Here is a 15,432-nt window from a genome sequence, read left to right as displayed (position 1 = left end):
CGATCGGTCTTGTTTAAAAAATTGTTGTTGAGCGTGATGGTGTTGGGCGGGTTGGCGGCTGCGGGCATGGCTTACTGGGCCCGGCAGCCGATTTTCGAGGCCGGTCAGCCGCTGCCGTTCACGATCAAAGCAGGCAGCAACCTGAGCAGTTCAGTGCAGCAGATTGCCGGCGCCGGCATCGACGTCAATCCCGATTTGCTGGCCTTGCTGGCACGCCTGACCAACAAGGGCAGCAAGCTGAAGGCCGGTAGTTATGAATTGAAGCCAGGCACCACGCCATTGCGCTTGCTGACGCAGTTGGTGCGCGGAGAATTCGCACAAGAGTCGTTGACCGTGATCGAAGGCTGGACTTTCCGCCAGATGCGCCTGGCAGTGGCGGCCCAGTCCGCGCTGAAGCACGATACGGCAGCGCTGTCCGACACCGAATTGCTGGCGAAAATAGCGCCGGATTACCGCATGCCGGAAGGCCTGTTCTTCCCCGATACTTATTTATTCGCTAAAGGTTCTAGCGATTTGCAATTGTATAAACAAGCGCACGCCTTGCTGCTGAAGCATCTGCAACAAGCGTGGGATGGCCGCGACGCATCGGTGCCGTACAAGACGCCGTACGAGGCATTGATCATGGCCTCGATTGTCGAAAAAGAAACTGGCCGCCGCGCAGACCGCACCACGATTGCCGGCGTGTTTGTCAATCGACTCAAGATCGGCATGCTGCTGCAAACCGACCCGACCGTAATTTACGGCATGGGCGACCAATACCGGGGCACGATACACAAGCGCGACCTGACCACGGATACCGCCTACAACACTTATACCCGCCCCGGATTGCCGCCAACGCCGATTGCACTGCCGGGCGGTGAATCGCTGGAGGCGGCGATGCATCCGGCCAAGACCGATGCGCTTTATTTTGTCGCCAGAGGCGATGGCAGCAGTCACTTTTCGAGTAACCTCAGCGAACATAACCAGGCCGTGAATCAATATCAGCGCTAAGTTTTCCGCGCAACATGACCGCGAACGTTCTAAATACCAGGCATCTCTCAGTTATTTTTATGGCATCAGGAAAATTCATCACTTTTGAAGGCATAGACGGCGCCGGCAAAACGACACATATCGGCTTTGTTGCCGATCTATTGCGCGCGCGCGGCACCACCGTCGTGACCACCCGCGAACCGGGCGGCACCGAGTTGGGCGAGGCGCTGCGCGAGGTTTTGCTGCATCAGAAAATGCACCTGGAGACGGAAGCCATGCTGATGTTTGCGGCCCGCCGCGAACACCTGGCGCAAGTGATCGAGCCGGCGCTGGCGCGCGGCGACTGGGTGATTTCCGACCGCTTCAGCGATGCCACCTTCGCCTATCAGGGCGGCGGGCGGCAGCTGCCGCTGGCGAAGCTGGAAGCACTGGAACAATGGGTGCACCCGCATTTGCAACCGGATCTGACCTTGCTGTTCGATGTGCCGCTGGAAGTGGCGCGGACGCGGCTGGACGCGACCCGCACGCTGGATAAATTCGAACAGGAAAAAACGGCGTTCTTTGCGGCGACCCGTGCTGAATATTTGCGCCGCGCAGAACAGTTTCCCGAACGTTTCCGCGTGATCGATTCGACCCGGGCTATCGCCGACATCCAGCAGACGCTTGGGCAAATCATCGCTGCCTTGTGCAGCAAATAAATTCTCATGAATTGAGTAGCAAGAATGTTTCGTCAGCGATTGAAAATTAATGAGTAATTCCTTATTCCCCTGGCAGAACGGTGTCTGGCAGCAGCTCCAGCAAATGCGTGCGCGTTTGCCGCATGCGATCTTGTTTCATGGGGCTGAAGGAATCGGCAAAACTGCCTTTGCCGAGCAGTTCGCGCAATCCTTATTGTGCGAGCGGCCGCTTGCCGATGGTCATGCTTGCGGCGCGTGCGGTTCGTGCGGTTGGTTCGTGCAATACAACCATCCGGACTATCGCCGCGTGCGGCCGGAGATTCTGGATGACGACGACGCTGCCGATAGCGGAGAAGGCAGCGATGCCGGCGAAGCAGCCGGCGGCAAGAAATCCGCCAAAGCCCCGTCCAAGGAAATCAAGATCGACCAAATCCGCGCACTGGCGGGTTTCATGAATATATCGACCCATCGCCAGGGCCAGCGCGTAGTCTTGTTGTACCCGGCAGAGGCACTCAATACCGCCTCTGCCAATGCCTTGCTGAAAACGCTGGAAGAACCGCCGCCGAATACCGTGTTCCTGTTGAGTTCAAACAGCCTGGACCGCTTGTTGCCAACCATCCTGTCGCGCTGCCGCAAGTTTGCGATGCCGTTGCCGTCGCAGCAGGATGCGCTGGCCTGGTTGCGCCAACAAGAGGTCAAGGACGCCGATGTCTGGTTGGCGGAGCAGGGCGGCGCACCGCTGACGGCGCTTGCACAGTCGCAAAGCGAAGGGCGCGAACTGATAGACGAACTTTTGCTGCATTTGACCAGGCCCGGCGTCGACGGCGCACTTAAATGTGCCGAACGCCTGCAGAAAACGCCGGTCGCGGAAGTGGTCGCATGTCAGCAGCGCTGGTTATACGATTTATTTTCGTTCAAATTGTGCGGCACAATCCGGTATTATCCTCGCTACCAAAAAGCGCTTGCAGCGCTGGCTGCCAGGACTGACACCGGCGCTTTGCTGCGTGCTTTGAAAGCCGCCAACGAACGCCGCGCAATTGCAGAGCACCCGTTATCGGCGCGGCTCTTCATTGAAGAAATGCTGCTTGATTACGCGACAATGTTTATTTGAATTTTGCTGAAAGGAACAAGATGGCAGAGAACCCTACACCTCCGGTCGAGGCGGCCAAATTAGCCAGACCATCGGTGTTGTCGCTGGCAATTAAGGAAAAATCGGCGCTGTATGCCGCTTATATGCCGTTTTTGACCAATGGCGGCATTTTTGTGCCGACCAATAAAACCTACGGGATCGGCGATGAAATCTATCTGATCCTGAGCCTGATGGATGACGCCACCAAATATCCGATTGCAGGCAAGGTGGCCTGGATTACTCCGGCCGGCGCCAACAACAACAAGGCGCAAGGTGTCGGCGTGCATTTTCCGGCGGACGAGAGCGGTCTGCGCTTGCGCAAGCGGGTTGAAGAAATCCTGGGCGCTGCGCTCGGTTCGGCACGCCCGACCCATACCTATTGATTTTCGTTTGAGTAGATTCGTATGAACTATAGCCACAGGCTGGCGCGCCAGCAGGATTTGCCGGCCATTGTCGATATCTACAACAGCACTGTGGCTTCGCGCGAAGTCACTGCCGATACCGAACCGGTGTCGGTAGCATCGCGGCAGGCATGGTTTGACCATCACAATCCGCAGCGCAGGCCGTTGTGGGTGGTGGAGCAGGCCGGCGCGGATGGCCAGCCGACGATTCTGGGCTGGCTGTCGTACTCGGACTTTTACGGCCGGCCGGCTTATGCCGGCACCGCCGAATTGTCGATCTACATCCGCCATGATGCACGCGGCAAAGGCATTGGCCGTTACCTGCTGACGCACGCGATCGACGTTGCGCCGAGTCTGGGCGTACATACCTTGCTCGGATTTATTTTCGGTCACAACCAGGCTAGCCTGAAATTGTTCGATGCTTTCGGTTTCGAGCGTTGGGCCGATATGCCGCGGGTCGCTACCCTGGATGGCATCGAACGCGATTTGGTGATTTTGGGTAAGCGGGTTGCTTAACTAAATTGCTGTAGGGTGGATGAGCGAAGCGTTATCCGCCGTTTTGGATGCATCAAGCGCGGGCGGCACATCCAACGGCGGAAGACGCTACGCTTTTCCGCCCTACTGGCTAAATCTCAATATTTCCTCAGCAGCATTGGTTTGCAGAATCCAACGGCCGCTCCTGTCCGGTGCTAAAGTACCGACTTTTCCAAATTTGCTACGAGTTGCCTATGTCGCGCACCCTGGTTCTGGCGTCCAATAACGCCGGTAAATTAAAAGAATTCAGCCAAATGCTGGCGCAGGTCGATTTCGAAGTGCGGCCGCAGGGTGAATTCGATGTCCCCGAAGCCGACGAACCGTACCTGACTTTTGTTGAAAACGCGCTGACCAAGGCGCGTCACGCATCGCGCCTGACCGGCTTGCCGGCGCTGGCGGATGACTCCGGCGTTTGCGTGAATGCCTTGAACGGTGCGCCCGGCGTGCTATCGGCGCGCTATGCCGGCGAACCCAAGTCGGACGCAGAAAACAACCGTAAACTGATTGCCGACCTGGCATCGCATGCCGATAAGTCGGCCTATTATTATTGCGTGCTGGTGTTCGTGCGGCATGCCGACGATCCGCAACCGGTGATTGCCGACGGCCGCTGGAATGGCCGCATCATTGCCGAGGCGCGTGGCGCCGGCGGCTTCGGTTATGACCCGTACTTCTTATTGGAAGACCTGAATAAAACCGCCGCTGAATTAAGCCCTGCCGAAAAAAATGCCTTGTCGCATCGCGGTCAGGCGCTGCGCGCGCTCGTCGAGAAATTGCGTTGATCCCGATCAAGCCAATCGGCATGCCAGGTCAAGCCAAGGACCGGGCAGCCGACAAACCGTCCGCTGCGGCACAGGCGGCGCTCGCTTATTTGCAGCCCGGGAGCTTGAGCCTGTCGGCGCTGCCGCCGTTGTCGCTGTATGTACATTTTCCGTGGTGCGTAAAAAAATGCCCGTATTGCGATTTCAATTCGCATGAAGCCACCGGCGGTTTTCCGGAACAGGAATACCTGGCTGCCTTGCGTGCCGATCTGGAAGCCGCGTTGCCGCTGATCTGGGGGCGCAAGATCTACTCGATCTTTATCGGCGGCGGCACGCCCAGTTTGATGTCGGCTGCCGGACTCGACCGTCTGATGTCGGACATCCGTTCGCTGCTGCCGCTGGACGGGGCGGCTGAAATAACGATGGAAGCCAATCCGGGCACCTTCGAAGTCGAAAAATTCAAATCCTATCGGAACAGCGGCATCAATCGCTTGTCGATCGGCATCCAGAGCTTCAATGGCCGTCACCTGCAAGCGCTGGGACGGATTCACGATGACGGCGAAGCACGGCGCGCAGTCGAAATAGCGCAATTGACTTTCGATAATTTCAATCTCGACTTGATGTATGCGCTGCCGTCGCAAACGCTGGAAGAAGCGCGCCAGGACGTCGCCACCGCCATCGGCTTTGCGCCGCCGCATTTGTCGCTCTACCACCTGACGCTGGAGCCCAATACCTACTTCGCCAAATATCCGCCGGTGGTGCCGGACGACGATGCCAGCGCCGAAATGCAGGATATGATCGCCGCCCAAACCGGCGCCGCGGGTTACGGTCACTACGAAGTGTCGGCATACGCCCAAGCCGGCCGGCAAGCGCGCCACAATTTGAACTACTGGCAATTTGGCGACTACCTTGGGATTGGCGCGGGCGCGCATTCCAAGCTGTCGTTCCCGCATCGGGTGATCCGCCAGATGCGTTACAAACAACCGAAGGCCTATCTGGAGCACAGCCGCCTGGGCAACGTGGTGCAGGAAGAGGTCGAAATCGGTCGCGACGATCTTGGCTTCGAATTCATGCTCAATGCACTGCGTCTGACTGACGGTTTCGAAGTGAATTTGTTTGGCGAGCGGACCGGACTGGCTCTGAACGCGATCGAAAAAGCGTTGAATCAAGCCGAAGCCAAAGGCTTGCTGTATCGCGACCACAAACTGATCAAGCCAACTGTGCTGGGGCAGCGCTTCCTGAATGATTTGCAGCAAATGTTTTTGCAGGATTGAAGCGACCGGTAGTGCGGGACAGGAAAATTTCAACAATTTGAACGCGTCGCATCGTTATGGTGTGGCAAATTGGGTATAATGGCGCCCTTCCCGGAAGGTTGGCAGAGCGGTTGAATGCACCAGTCTTGAAAACTGGCGAGGTGTTAAAGCCTTCGTGAGTTCGAATCTCACACCTTCCGCCAGATATGAAAAAATGCCCCGACTTGGTCGGGGCATTTTTTTGCCTACTGACAAGCGCTGACCGTCGTGACGATATTTCCGGAGCGTCGAATGATTCCTCATCGTTTACAATAAACGCCTCCTCGACGCTCGACCATGCGAAGCAACGAGAAAATCCAATTTCAAAACAATAACGATCAGCCCGTGCGCTTTGCATTGCACAGACAAACCACCCCCAAGCTCGCTCGGAAATTTCAAATGAACCAATACCTCTCCCTCGTCCGAACCGTCCTCGAAACAGGAAGCTGGCAGGAAAATCGAACCGGAACCAGGACCCTCAGCGTCCCTGGCGCGATGATGCGCTTTGACCTGCAAAAGGACGGTTTCCCGGCGGTGACGACCAAGCGGCTCGCATTCAAATCGGTGGTCGGTGAATTGGTGGGGTTCTTGAGAGCGTCACGCAGCGCTGCCGATTTTCGCGCGCTGGGTTGTAAAGTCTGGGACCAGAACGCCAACGAAAACGCCGAGTGGCTGGCCAACCCCTACCGTCTTCAAGAAGACGACCTGGGCCCGGTCTATGGCGTCCAATGGCGCGCATGGCCTGCTTATAAATTGCTCGACGCCGATAACTCGCGCCAGATTGAAGACGCTCAACGACGCGGCTTCAGCGTGGTATCGACGTTGCAGGAGGATGGCAAGAACAAGGTGCTTCTCTATAAGGCGATCGATCAGCTGCGTGATTGCCTCGACACCATCATCAAGAATCCCGGCAGCCGGCGCATCTTGTTTCATGGCTGGAATTGTGCCGAGCTGGATGCGATTGCGCTGCCCGCATGTCATCTGCTTTATCAGTTCATTCCGAATGCGTCGACCAAGGAAATATCGCTGTGCCTGTATATCAGAAGCAACGACATTGGCTTGGGCACGCCATTCAACCTGGCAGAGGGCGCCGCGCTATTGCATTTGGTCGGCCGTTTGACCGGCTATACGCCGCGCTGGTTTACCTACTTTATCGGCGATGCGCACATTTACGAGAACCATCTGCCGATGCTGGAAGAGCAATTGAAGCGCGAGCCTTATCCGGCGCCAAAATTGGTCTTGTCGGACCGCATTCCGGATTACGCGAAGACCGGCAAGTATGAGCCGGAATGGCTGGAAAAAGTGGAGCCGGGCGACTTCACGCTTGAGGACTACCAGCACCATGCGCCACTGACCGCGCCGATGGCGGTCTGAAATCGATCATTGCGCGGCGTTCGCCGCGCATTCCCGACTACTCCGTTTGCGCCTTCAATATCCGCGCAATACGCTCCTGGCTGGCCGGGTGAGTCGATAGATAGGTAGCGTAGGTGGACGGTCCGCTGTCGAGTTTTTCAAAGATGCGGGCCAGTTTGCTCATGCTGATGCCGTTGGCCTTGAACATTGCAATCGCATAGTCATCCGCTTCCAGTTCAACGTCACGCGAATATTTCAGGTCGAGTATCACCGGCGGGATGCTCGCCAGCAGCGTAGAGGCATCGCCGAACACGACCGCGGCAGCGGCCGCAATCGCGGAACTCTGAATCAAGCGGCGCATCAAGTGGCGTTGATGCAAGTGTCCCAGTTCATGCGCAAGTACCCCCATCAATGCATCGTCGTCATCGACCAGCCTGACCAGCTCATCGGTCAGGAGGATGTCGCCGGAGGGAAGGGCAAAGGCATTCGGGCCGATTTTACTTTTGCGAAAAATAATCCGATAGGCGGGCGCATCTTCGCGCGGCGGCTGCATGGCGCCGAAGCGGCTGATGATGGCATCGCGCTGCTGCTGGGACAGCGTTGAAGGGCTGAAAAAACGCTGATCGAGAGCCTCCAGGGCACCTTGTCCGATGCGGCGCTCGACCGATTCCGGCACCGCATCGGCAATCAGGCCGGACGCAGCCGGCAACAAATACAGATAGCCGAGTACCAGAATAATCACCAGCAATGCGGCCGCCTGCAGGCTGGTGCGCCAGTTTTGCTGCATCCTGACTACCAGCGAATCCTGATAACCGGTAATGGACAGCAATTCAGTGAAGGCATTGTTGTCTGCGATTTCCAGATAAGCGCCGTCGGGAAAGGTCACCTTGCGTGCTGCGTGGGCGAACCGCTCGGATACGCGCAACTCGGTGATCGGGCACTGCCGCTCGGCTTCCCCGGTAATGGTGGCGACGCCTGCTTCGACAGTCAGTTCGACCGCATGCTTGCGTGAGGTTTTGCCATCGAAATAAAACGCGGGTATGACCATAGCTTGGCAATTTGATCGTTTGGAAAAATGGAGATTGGGGCATGCCGTCTATCTAAAGGCATGCCCCATATTGCCGTGTGTTACCTGGCAGTACACCCTGAGCAGGTTTTACAGGGAAAGGTCGAAGTCCAGCAAATCGGCCATTCCTTCGCTGGCGGCCGAGCCTTGCGCTTCTGCATCGGCCAGGAAATGATCGAGCGAACCGCTGGTGGTCAGGTCTATCGATTCAATCCGATACTTCATCGCGCGGATGTGCGCGAACGGCGTGAACAAGCCAAGTGTGAGGGCGATGCCGATCAGGTTGGTAATCATGATGAAAGTCATTTTCGACCATTTCATCTTGCTATGGAATTGGTGCTCGCCGAGTTTGGTGCCGCTCCAGATCAGATTCTGGATCATCGTCAGGAACAGCGGGACGATGAAGAATGTCCATGCGTACAGGGAAAACATCATCAAGCCGATGCTGCCGAAAACAGCCGAACCCCCGTGTTTCAGGTCGGAGAACAGCACGACCAAGGTGCTGCCGAACAAGGCAAAGATCACGATGTAACCAAGCAAGGCAATGCCGAAGCTCAGCAAATAAGTTTTGTAAAAAGCGCCGACGCCGGCATTGAACGAAAAATGCGTGGCGCCGAATTTGCTCTCGCTGTGCAGATATTTTTTGGTTCGCTGATGCACGAGCGGGGCCAACAAACCGAGACTGAGGCCGCTCAATATCGGCAGCAGCAGGTAATTCAGGTAGGACTGACCGACACTACCGCGAAAGCCGAAGCGGATGCCGCGATAGCTTGAGTTGTACAGTTTGAATTGGTAGCTCTTCCAGATCAGCCATGGCATGACAGCCAGCAAAATGGCCATTGTAATCAGGCCAACTATCGGGGAAATCCGAAAGGCAATGTTATAGGCTGCAATCATGACCACTGCAATAATTCGCCCCTTCAAAATCGCAATCGGATTGCCGTGATACTCGAAGCTGCTGCCGGCGACGCTGGTGTTGTCATAGAAGTAGCGAGTGCGGCGCACCTTGGCCCATGCCGAATAAATGCCAAGCGTGACGATGGTCAGGAGAAGATTGACTATCCAGATGCGGAAATATTCGCCACCCCGTCCGGAGAACGAAAGCGCTTCGATTTGCGGCTGCGATGTTGGCGGCCGGTGAGACGCATCGGCAAAAGGCGAGGCGTCAAAAGTTGGTGTACTCATTACGGTTTTCTTCCCTGAATGGTGTTTGTAATTATTACCCTGCCGAAAGATGACTGATCGTCAATGGAAAGTCAATAGAGCACGACTGATTGATGGTGAGGCTTGTATGACATCCAGTTACAATTTGGCGCATTTTAATCATGAACTTTTGCCTGTAGGCCTCCTCAAAAGCTGGAGACTTTGATCGTCTTGTCGGGTCAGTTGAAATCGACTCCTCATCGATGCCCACCACTTTTCAGGAGTTCACATGCTTAGATCAGAAACGCTTTTCGGTAAGCGAGAAACACCCACCCCTAGCTCACCCACCCCCAGTTCGCCTTTCAGCAGTCCCAGCAGCACCAGCAATCTCGGTTCCGGCAGTACCAGCGCCATTCCCAAGTCCAGCGTCCCAAGCGCACCAGTTTCTTCCTCCAGCGCATCAAACATCTCCAGCACAAATGAAATCGGCAGCAAGCTGATCGTCGGTCCCAATATCAAGCTCAAGGGCGTTGAAATTACCGATTGCGACACGCTGGTGGTCGAGGGGCGAGTTGAAGCAACCATGAATTCACGCGTGATTCACATTGCCGAGAAGGGTGCTTTCAAGGGTTCGGCTGAAATCGACCTGGCCGAGATCTACGGCGAATTTGACGGCGATCTGATTGTCCGTGAAAAACTGGTAATTTATTCGACCGGCAAGGTTTCCGGGAAAATTCGCTACGGCAAGGTGGTGATTGAAGAAGGCGGTCAACTGACCGGTGAAGTGCAAGTCGGTACTTCACATAGCCCCAAGGCAACGCCGACTACAGCCGTTTAAGTAAGCAGCCAATAATCGCAAAGCCGAGACTCGTTGTAGATCGGGTCGTGATAGTAGCAAAACAACCAGGGCGTCCTTAAGAAGGCACCCTGGTTTTGGGCGCCTTTAAAAACCGTAGCGAGCGGCCCAAGGTCTGGGCGAGAAGCGCAGCCGTACGGAGGTACGGTGAGCATCGCAGCCCAGAGATTGGGTCGCGCAGTAGGTTTTTAGAGGTGCCCTTTTGTTTATGTGCCGCATTAATAGTCATGCGACAATAGCGCTTTTCGCCCATCGCTAAAGCGCGCAGTGTTCTGTCGCCACAAAAATATCATGAGCCATCCGGAATACATTCTCACCTTGTCCTGCGTTGATCAACGCGGGATTGTTAATCGCGTCTCGGGCTTTTTGGCCGAGCACGGCTGCAATATTATCGACTCCGCGCAATTCGGCGATGCCCAATCGCAGCTGTTCTTCATGCGCGTCCATTTTTCATCGGAAGATCCGACTCTCTCCGATCAGGCGTTGCGCGCAAAGTTCGCGGCGCTGGCCGATACCATGCAGATGCACTGGCAATTGAATGATGCCGGCAAGAAGCCGCGCATGATGCTGATGGTGTCCAAGATCGGGCATTGCCTGAACGACTTGCTGTTCCGCTACAAGAGCGGCTTGTTGCCGGTAGAGATTCCTGCGATTGTTTCCAATCACACCGATTTTTATCAACTGGCTGCCAGCTATAACATTCCGTTTCATCACCTGCCGCTGGCAGCGGGTGCTTCGCCTGAAGCCAAGCAAGCGCAGGAAGCCCGGGTGCTGGAGATCGTCGAGGCCAATAACATTGATCTGGTGGTGCTGGCGCGCTACATGCAGATTCTTTCGCCGGCCATGTGCAGCGCATTGAAGGGGCGGGCGATCAATATCCACCATTCTTTCCTGCCCAGCTTCAAGGGCGCCAAGCCGTATTATCAAGCGCATGACCGCGGCGTCAAGCTGATCGGCGCCACCGCTCATTTCGTGACCGGCGATCTGGACGAAGGGCCGATCATCGAGCAAGACGTGGCGCGGGTCGATCATTCGATGGCGCCGGATGCGCTCACCGCGATCGGTCGCGACGTGGAATGCGTGGTGCTGGCAAGGGCGGTCAAATGTTTTATCGAGCATCGGATTTTGCTGAACGGGTATAAAACGGTGGTGTTCAAGTAAGCCGGAAGTCCCAGAAAAAAGGCCCGGCATCAACGATGCCGGGCTCACATTTCAAAAGCGTTTGGCTACAACGCGAAATTCAGCCTTTTATTTATTTTGATCAATCCGCTGCTGAATGTGCTGCGCCCGGTCGGCCGATGCCGGGTGCGAACTCAACATACTGGCGCCTTTGCCGCCATCCAGTTTGGCCAGTTTCTGGAACGCAGTGACCAAACCCTTGCGATTCATTTTTTGCGTCGTCAATAAATCAAACGAATAATCGTCGGCGGCGCTTTCCTGCGATTGCGAGAATTGCGCGTTGATCACTTTCTCGGTGAGGTCGCCCAGTTGCGATGCCGACAGGCTGGCGACGACCGAGCCGCCGGCGGAGGAAACTGCGCTACGCGCTGCCGATACGCCGTAGGCGGCCTGCATCGCTTTCTTCGAGTGGCCTAGTGCAACGTGTCCCATTTCATGGCCGATCACGCCGCGCAATTCATCGTCGGTCATCATGTCCATCAAGCCGCTATAGACCCGAATACAGCCGTTTGCCATGGCCCAGGCGTTCGGTTCCTGCGTCAGATATACCTTGTAATTGGTCGGCTGACCGTTGATGCTTGGGGCGAAGCCTGCGACGACCTTATTCAGGCGCAGCGAATATTTGTCCTTGGGCGCAGCGATCTTGTTTTGCGTATCGCTCTCGGCGCACGATTGCGCCGAGAAGTTTTGGACCTCTGCGTCGCTCAGCGTTGCCGCCTTGAATGCGGTGGTGCCTGCTTCAGTCAGTTTGGATACATCCATGTTGGCCACTGAGGCACAACCGCCCAATGCGAGTGTGGCGGCGAGCGCAGAGACCAGAACTTTGTAAGCCATTGAATATTCCTTTATTTTTAGATGTTAAAAATGCCCGGATTTGCGGGCAATTGTGGAGACACGCGACTGCGTTGCAATCGCATGTGGTGGACGAGATTATACGAGGTGTTTCTAACGCAAAGCGTCGATCATCTTTTCCAGTTTTACCGCGTCGGCGCTGAACAGACGTATCCCTTCGGCCAGTTTTTCGGTAGCCATCGCATCGTCGTTCAGCATGATGCGGAAGGTCTTCTCGTCCAGGATGAATTTGTTCAGGGTGCTTTGCTGTGCTGTTTCAGGGCTGAGCTTGCGGCTGACCGGGGCATCGCTTTCGGCCAGTTTTTGTAATAGCTCGGGGCTGATGGTGAGCAGATCGCAACCCGCCAGTTCGACGATCTGGGAAGTATTGCGGAAGCTGGCGCCCATGACCTCGGTGGCATAGCCGAATTTGCGGAAGTAGTTGTAAATCTGCTTGACCGATTGCACGCCGGGATCGTCGGCGCCGGTGTAATCCTGACCGCTGGATTTTTTGTACCAGTCGTAAATGCGGCCGACGAACGGCGAGATCAGCTGTACCCGCGCCTCGGCGCAAGCGATCGCCTGCGGCAGTGAAAACAGCAATGTCAGGTTGCAATGCACGCCCGCTTTTTCCAGCACTTCAGCGGCGCGGATGCCTTCCCAGGTGGACGCGACCTTGATCAATACGCGCTCGCGGTCGATGCCGGCAGCCTCATACAGTTTGATCAGCGCGTGGCCCTTGGCGATGGTGCCCTGGGTGTCGAAAGACAGCCGCGCATCGGTTTCTGTCGAGACCCGGCCGGGGATGATCTTGAGGATTTCCTGGCCGAAGGTGACCAGCAGGCGATCAATGATGTCGCCGCTGGAGAGGCCGGCGTGATCGCGCACCGCCTGATCCAGCAGCGGCTGATATTCGGGCTTCTGCACCGCCTTCAGGATCAGCGACGGATTGGTGGTCGCATCGCGTGGCGTGAATGCCTTGATGGATTGGAAATCGCCGGTGTCGGCAACGATGGTGGTGAATTGCTTGAGTTGTTCAAGTTGGTTCATGGCAGCGTAGAAAAGCAGAGACGGTTAATCGGAAATGCTTTTCTGCCATTCTACGCAAATTATTGCAGCGCGCCAGCGGCTACTGTTTTACATTTTTCTGCTCGAATTCCATAAGGATTTTCAGCTTATCCGCTGCTCCGACTGCGGATCGAACAAGACCGCTTTGGATAAATCGAATGCCAGCTGCATCTGTTCTTGCGGCCGGGCAGCAGCGCGCGGATGCGTGCGGCAAGTGATGCGCGCATCGTTGAAACGGGTGAACACCAAGGTGTCCGGCCCGGTCGGTTCGGTCAGCTCGACCGTGCAAGCGACTGCCGTCGGCCGGTAATCGCCGTGGCTGCCGTCGGCCTCCGAGCCGCGGGCGCTGAGGGCGTCGGTGACGTGTTCCGGACGGATGCCGAGCACCACTTCGCGGCCGATCCAGGCGGCAATCGACGGGCTGCGGGCTTGGGCCGGCGTCAGCGGCAGCAGCGATTTTTGCCCTGCGTGTTCGAGTACGAATGCAGCGCCGTTGCCGTCGGCTACCAGGTTGCCGCGCAAGAAATTCATCGAAGGCGAACCGATAAAACCGGCCACGAACAGGTTGTTCGGATGGTCGTAGATTTCCTGCGGGCTGCCGAATTGCTGCACCACGCCATCCTTCATGACGGCGATGCGGTCGCCCAGCGTCATGGCCTCGATCTGATCGTGCGTCACATACACGATGGTGCTGCCCAGGCGTTGATGCATCAGCTTGATTTCAGCGCGCATCTCGACCCGCAGCTTGGCATCCAGGTTGGACAGCGGTTCGTCGAACAGGAACAGCGCCGGGTCGCGGGCGATGGCGCGTCCCATCGCCACCCGTTGCCGTTGGCCGCCAGACAGCAGCGCGGGTTTGCGATCCAGCAAATGCGTGATTTGCAAAGTGGTCGCAACCCGCTCCACGATCTGCTTTTGTTCCGCCTTCGGCACCTTGCGGATGCCCAGGCCGAACGAGATGTTTTCGCGCACGGTCATGGTCGGATACAGCGCATACGATTGAAACACCATCGCGATATCGCGTTCCTTTGGCGGCACCTGGTTGACGCAGCGATCGCCGATCACGATCTCGCCTTCCGACACCGTTTCCAGGCCGGCAATCATGTTCAGCAGCGTCGATTTGCCGCAGCCGGAACCGCCGACCAAAATCAAGAATTGACCATCCTCGATTTCCAGGTCGATGCCTTTCAGGATTTCATTGCCATTCGGGTAAACCTTGCGCACATTGCGAATTGATAAGCTAGCCATTTTTGTGTCGTCTCTTCAACTATTGTTCTGTTCTTAACCCTTGACCGCGCCAGCAGTCAAACCACGTACAAAATATTTCCCCGCCAGCAGGTACACCAGCAGCGTCGGCAACGCGGCAATAATCGCAGCGGCCATGTTGACGTTGTATTCGGTGACGCCGGTGGAGGTGTTGACCAGGTTGTTCAAGGCCACCGTGACCGGCTTGGCATCGGAGCCACCGAACACCACGCCGAACAAAAAGTCATTCCAGATCTGCGTGAACTGCCAGATGAAGCACACCATGAAAATCGGCAGCGACAACGGGAAGATGATTTTGCGATAGGTCATGAAAAATCCGGCGCCGTCGATCCGCGCTGCCTTTACCAATTCTTCCGGCACCGTGACGTAATAATTGCGGAAGAACAGCGTGGTAAACGCGATGCCGTAGACGATATGAACAAACACCAGGCCGGGTGTGGTGTTGGCCAGATTGACGGTGCCCAGCAGGCGCGCCATCGGCAGGATCACGACCTGGAACGGTATGAAGCAGCCGACCATCAAGGCCGTGAACACGATTTCCGAGCCGCGAAAACGCCAGTGCGCCAGCACATAACCGTTGAGCGAACCGACCAGGGTGGAAATCAATACCGCCGGCACCGCCATCCTGATCGAGTTCCAGAAGAACGGCGCCAGGCCGTTGCATTCGACCCCGGTGCAAGCACTGCTCCAGGCTTTGATCCAGGCCGCGCCGGTGGGCGAGGCCGGCAGCGACAGCAAATTGCCGCTGCGGATTTCATCCAGCGTTTTGACTGAAGTGCTCAGCATCACATATAGCGGCGCCAGATAATACAGTGCGCAGAACACCAGCAAGGCGTAGATCAGCACGCGGCCGACGCTGAGGCGGCTTTGCTCGTGGCCGATGCCGTGGTTGATGATGTTGCGATTCATG

16 protein-coding genes and 1 tRNA gene are annotated in these 15,432 nt (G+C 56.4%); 11 read left to right on the top strand and 6 right to left on the bottom strand.

Translation table 11 applies throughout. From position 1 onward, the window contains the following. Nucleotides 1-9 precede the first annotated feature (9 nt). The 9 genes from mltG (at nucleotide 10) to ACFPM8_RS09425 (ending at nucleotide 7,134) form a co-directional block, all read left to right on the top strand. Nucleotides 10-990: an endolytic transglycosylase MltG gene (gene mltG / locus ACFPM8_RS09465; protein WP_378997253.1), complete on the top strand. Its 981-nt coding sequence runs from the start codon at nucleotides 10-12 to the stop codon at nucleotides 988-990. A gap of 59 nt (nucleotides 991-1,049) precedes the next feature. Beyond that, complete coding sequence (gene tmk, locus ACFPM8_RS09460) at nucleotides 1,050-1,667, top strand: dTMP kinase (protein ID WP_378997252.1); 618 nt, start codon at nucleotides 1,050-1,052, stop codon at nucleotides 1,665-1,667. A gap of 49 nt (nucleotides 1,668-1,716) precedes the next feature. Further along, nucleotides 1,717-2,757 carry a DNA polymerase III subunit delta' gene (locus ACFPM8_RS09455; protein ID WP_378997251.1) on the top strand — a complete coding sequence of 347 codons (1,041 nt, stop codon included), beginning with the start codon at nucleotides 1,717-1,719 and terminating at the stop codon, nucleotides 2,755-2,757. A 20-nt stretch (nucleotides 2,758-2,777) separates the two neighbouring features. Continuing rightward, nucleotides 2,778-3,158 (top strand): PilZ domain-containing protein, encoded by a 381-nt coding sequence (locus tag ACFPM8_RS09450; RefSeq protein ID WP_378997249.1) that lies wholly within the window; start codon nucleotides 2,778-2,780, stop codon nucleotides 3,156-3,158. A 21-nt stretch (nucleotides 3,159-3,179) separates the two neighbouring features. Then, nucleotides 3,180-3,692 carry a GNAT family N-acetyltransferase gene (locus ACFPM8_RS09445; protein ID WP_378997248.1) on the top strand — a complete coding sequence of 171 codons (513 nt, stop codon included), beginning with the start codon at nucleotides 3,180-3,182 and terminating at the stop codon, nucleotides 3,690-3,692. Between the two features lie 212 nt (nucleotides 3,693-3,904). Further along, on the top strand, nucleotides 3,905-4,489 hold the full coding sequence (gene rdgB / locus ACFPM8_RS09440) for an RdgB/HAM1 family non-canonical purine NTP pyrophosphatase (protein WP_378997247.1): 585 nt from the start codon (nucleotides 3,905-3,907) through the stop codon (nucleotides 4,487-4,489). Further along, entirely contained in the window at nucleotides 4,486-5,742 is a 1,257-nt protein-coding gene (hemW, locus tag ACFPM8_RS09435; RefSeq protein ID WP_378997246.1) for a radical SAM family heme chaperone HemW, read from the top strand. Before rdgB ends, hemW begins: the two co-directional genes overlap by 4 nt. Before the next feature lie 92 nt (nucleotides 5,743-5,834). Then, nucleotides 5,835-5,924: transfer RNA gene (locus tag ACFPM8_RS09430), tRNA-Ser, on the top strand. A 235-nt stretch (nucleotides 5,925-6,159) separates the two neighbouring features. Continuing rightward, entirely contained in the window at nucleotides 6,160-7,134 is a 975-nt protein-coding gene (locus ACFPM8_RS09425) for a thymidylate synthase (RefSeq protein WP_378997244.1), read from the top strand. A 37-nt stretch (nucleotides 7,135-7,171) separates the two neighbouring features. Here ACFPM8_RS09425 and ACFPM8_RS09420 read toward each other — a convergent pair whose 3' ends face one another. Continuing rightward, nucleotides 7,172-8,161: a M48 family metallopeptidase gene (locus tag ACFPM8_RS09420; protein WP_378997243.1), complete on the bottom strand. Its 990-nt coding sequence runs from the start codon at nucleotides 8,159-8,161 to the stop codon at nucleotides 7,172-7,174. 108 nt (nucleotides 8,162-8,269) lie between these two features. Next, nucleotides 8,270-9,364, bottom strand: coding sequence for a YjgN family protein (locus ACFPM8_RS09415; protein ID WP_378997242.1), 1,095 nt, complete (start codon nucleotides 9,362-9,364; stop codon nucleotides 8,270-8,272). Between the two features lie 247 nt (nucleotides 9,365-9,611). Between ACFPM8_RS09415 and ACFPM8_RS09410 the strand changes: the two genes are divergently transcribed. Together ACFPM8_RS09410 and purU are read left to right on the top strand one after the other, a co-directional pair. After that, the gene (locus ACFPM8_RS09410) at nucleotides 9,612-10,160 is read left to right on the top strand and encodes a bactofilin family protein (protein ID WP_378997241.1); all 549 of its coding nucleotides are present in this window, start codon (nucleotides 9,612-9,614) and stop codon (nucleotides 10,158-10,160) included. 309 nt (nucleotides 10,161-10,469) lie between these two features. Continuing rightward, a complete protein-coding gene (gene purU / locus ACFPM8_RS09405) occupies nucleotides 10,470-11,339 on the top strand; it encodes a formyltetrahydrofolate deformylase (RefSeq protein WP_378997240.1) in 870 nt (289 codons plus the stop codon). An 87-nt stretch (nucleotides 11,340-11,426) separates the two neighbouring features. On the opposite strand, the gene loiP is transcribed toward purU, so the two are convergent. The 4 genes from loiP to ACFPM8_RS09385 form a co-directional block, all read right to left on the bottom strand. After that, nucleotides 11,427-12,191: a metalloprotease LoiP gene (gene loiP / locus ACFPM8_RS09400; protein WP_378997239.1), complete on the bottom strand. Its 765-nt coding sequence runs from the start codon at nucleotides 12,189-12,191 to the stop codon at nucleotides 11,427-11,429. 111 nt (nucleotides 12,192-12,302) lie between these two features. After that, nucleotides 12,303-13,238, bottom strand: a complete 936-nt coding sequence (gene tal / locus ACFPM8_RS09395; RefSeq protein WP_378997238.1) for a transaldolase — start codon at nucleotides 13,236-13,238, stop codon at nucleotides 12,303-12,305. Nucleotides 13,239-13,358: 120 nt separating this feature from the next. After that, on the bottom strand, nucleotides 13,359-14,504 hold the full coding sequence (locus ACFPM8_RS09390; protein WP_378997237.1) for an ABC transporter ATP-binding protein: 1,146 nt from the start codon (nucleotides 14,502-14,504) through the stop codon (nucleotides 13,359-13,361). Nucleotides 14,505-14,537: 33 nt separating this feature from the next. After that, nucleotides 14,538-15,431 (bottom strand): carbohydrate ABC transporter permease, encoded by an 894-nt coding sequence (locus ACFPM8_RS09385; protein WP_378997445.1) that lies wholly within the window; start codon nucleotides 15,429-15,431, stop codon nucleotides 14,538-14,540. Between the last annotated feature and the right edge of the window lies 1 nt (nucleotide 15,432).

The organism is Paraherbaspirillum soli, assembly GCF_042654985.1.
GTDB classification, from domain to species: domain Bacteria; phylum Pseudomonadota; class Gammaproteobacteria; order Burkholderiales; family Burkholderiaceae_D; genus Paraherbaspirillum; species Paraherbaspirillum soli.
The sequence above is the reverse complement of the archived record's forward strand: the minus strand, read 5'-3'. Positions and strand labels throughout refer to the sequence as shown.

What these genes read in the sequence shown, in the direction of transcription:
- ACFPM8_RS09420 (WP_378997243.1), bottom strand. Translation starts at nt 8,161, where the DNA reads ATGGTCATACCCGCGTTTTATTTCGATGGCAAAACCTCACGCAAGCAT.
- tal (WP_378997238.1), bottom strand. Translation starts at nt 13,238, where the DNA reads ATGAACCAACTTGAACAACTCAAGCAATTCACCACCATCGTTGCCGAC.
- ACFPM8_RS09410 (WP_378997241.1), top strand. Translation starts at nt 9,612, where the DNA reads ATGCTTAGATCAGAAACGCTTTTCGGTAAGCGAGAAACACCCACCCCT.
- tmk (WP_378997252.1), top strand. Translation starts at nt 1,050, where the DNA reads ATGGCATCAGGAAAATTCATCACTTTTGAAGGCATAGACGGCGCCGGC.
- loiP (WP_378997239.1), bottom strand. Translation starts at nt 12,191, where the DNA reads ATGGCTTACAAAGTTCTGGTCTCTGCGCTCGCCGCCACACTCGCATTG.
- ACFPM8_RS09415 (WP_378997242.1), bottom strand. Translation starts at nt 9,364, where the DNA reads ATGAGTACACCAACTTTTGACGCCTCGCCTTTTGCCGATGCGTCTCAC.
- ACFPM8_RS09390 (WP_378997237.1), bottom strand. Translation starts at nt 14,504, where the DNA reads ATGGCTAGCTTATCAATTCGCAATGTGCGCAAGGTTTACCCGAATGGC.
- ACFPM8_RS09385 (WP_378997445.1), bottom strand. Translation starts at nt 15,431, where the DNA reads ATGAATCGCAACATCATCAACCACGGCATCGGCCACGAGCAAAGCCGC.
- purU (WP_378997240.1), top strand. Translation starts at nt 10,470, where the DNA reads ATGAGCCATCCGGAATACATTCTCACCTTGTCCTGCGTTGATCAACGC.
- ACFPM8_RS09445 (WP_378997248.1), top strand. Translation starts at nt 3,180, where the DNA reads ATGAACTATAGCCACAGGCTGGCGCGCCAGCAGGATTTGCCGGCCATT.
- rdgB (WP_378997247.1), top strand. Translation starts at nt 3,905, where the DNA reads ATGTCGCGCACCCTGGTTCTGGCGTCCAATAACGCCGGTAAATTAAAA.
- ACFPM8_RS09455 (WP_378997251.1), top strand. Translation starts at nt 1,717, where the DNA reads ATGAGTAATTCCTTATTCCCCTGGCAGAACGGTGTCTGGCAGCAGCTC.
- ACFPM8_RS09425 (WP_378997244.1), top strand. Translation starts at nt 6,160, where the DNA reads ATGAACCAATACCTCTCCCTCGTCCGAACCGTCCTCGAAACAGGAAGC.
- ACFPM8_RS09450 (WP_378997249.1), top strand. Translation starts at nt 2,778, where the DNA reads ATGGCAGAGAACCCTACACCTCCGGTCGAGGCGGCCAAATTAGCCAGA.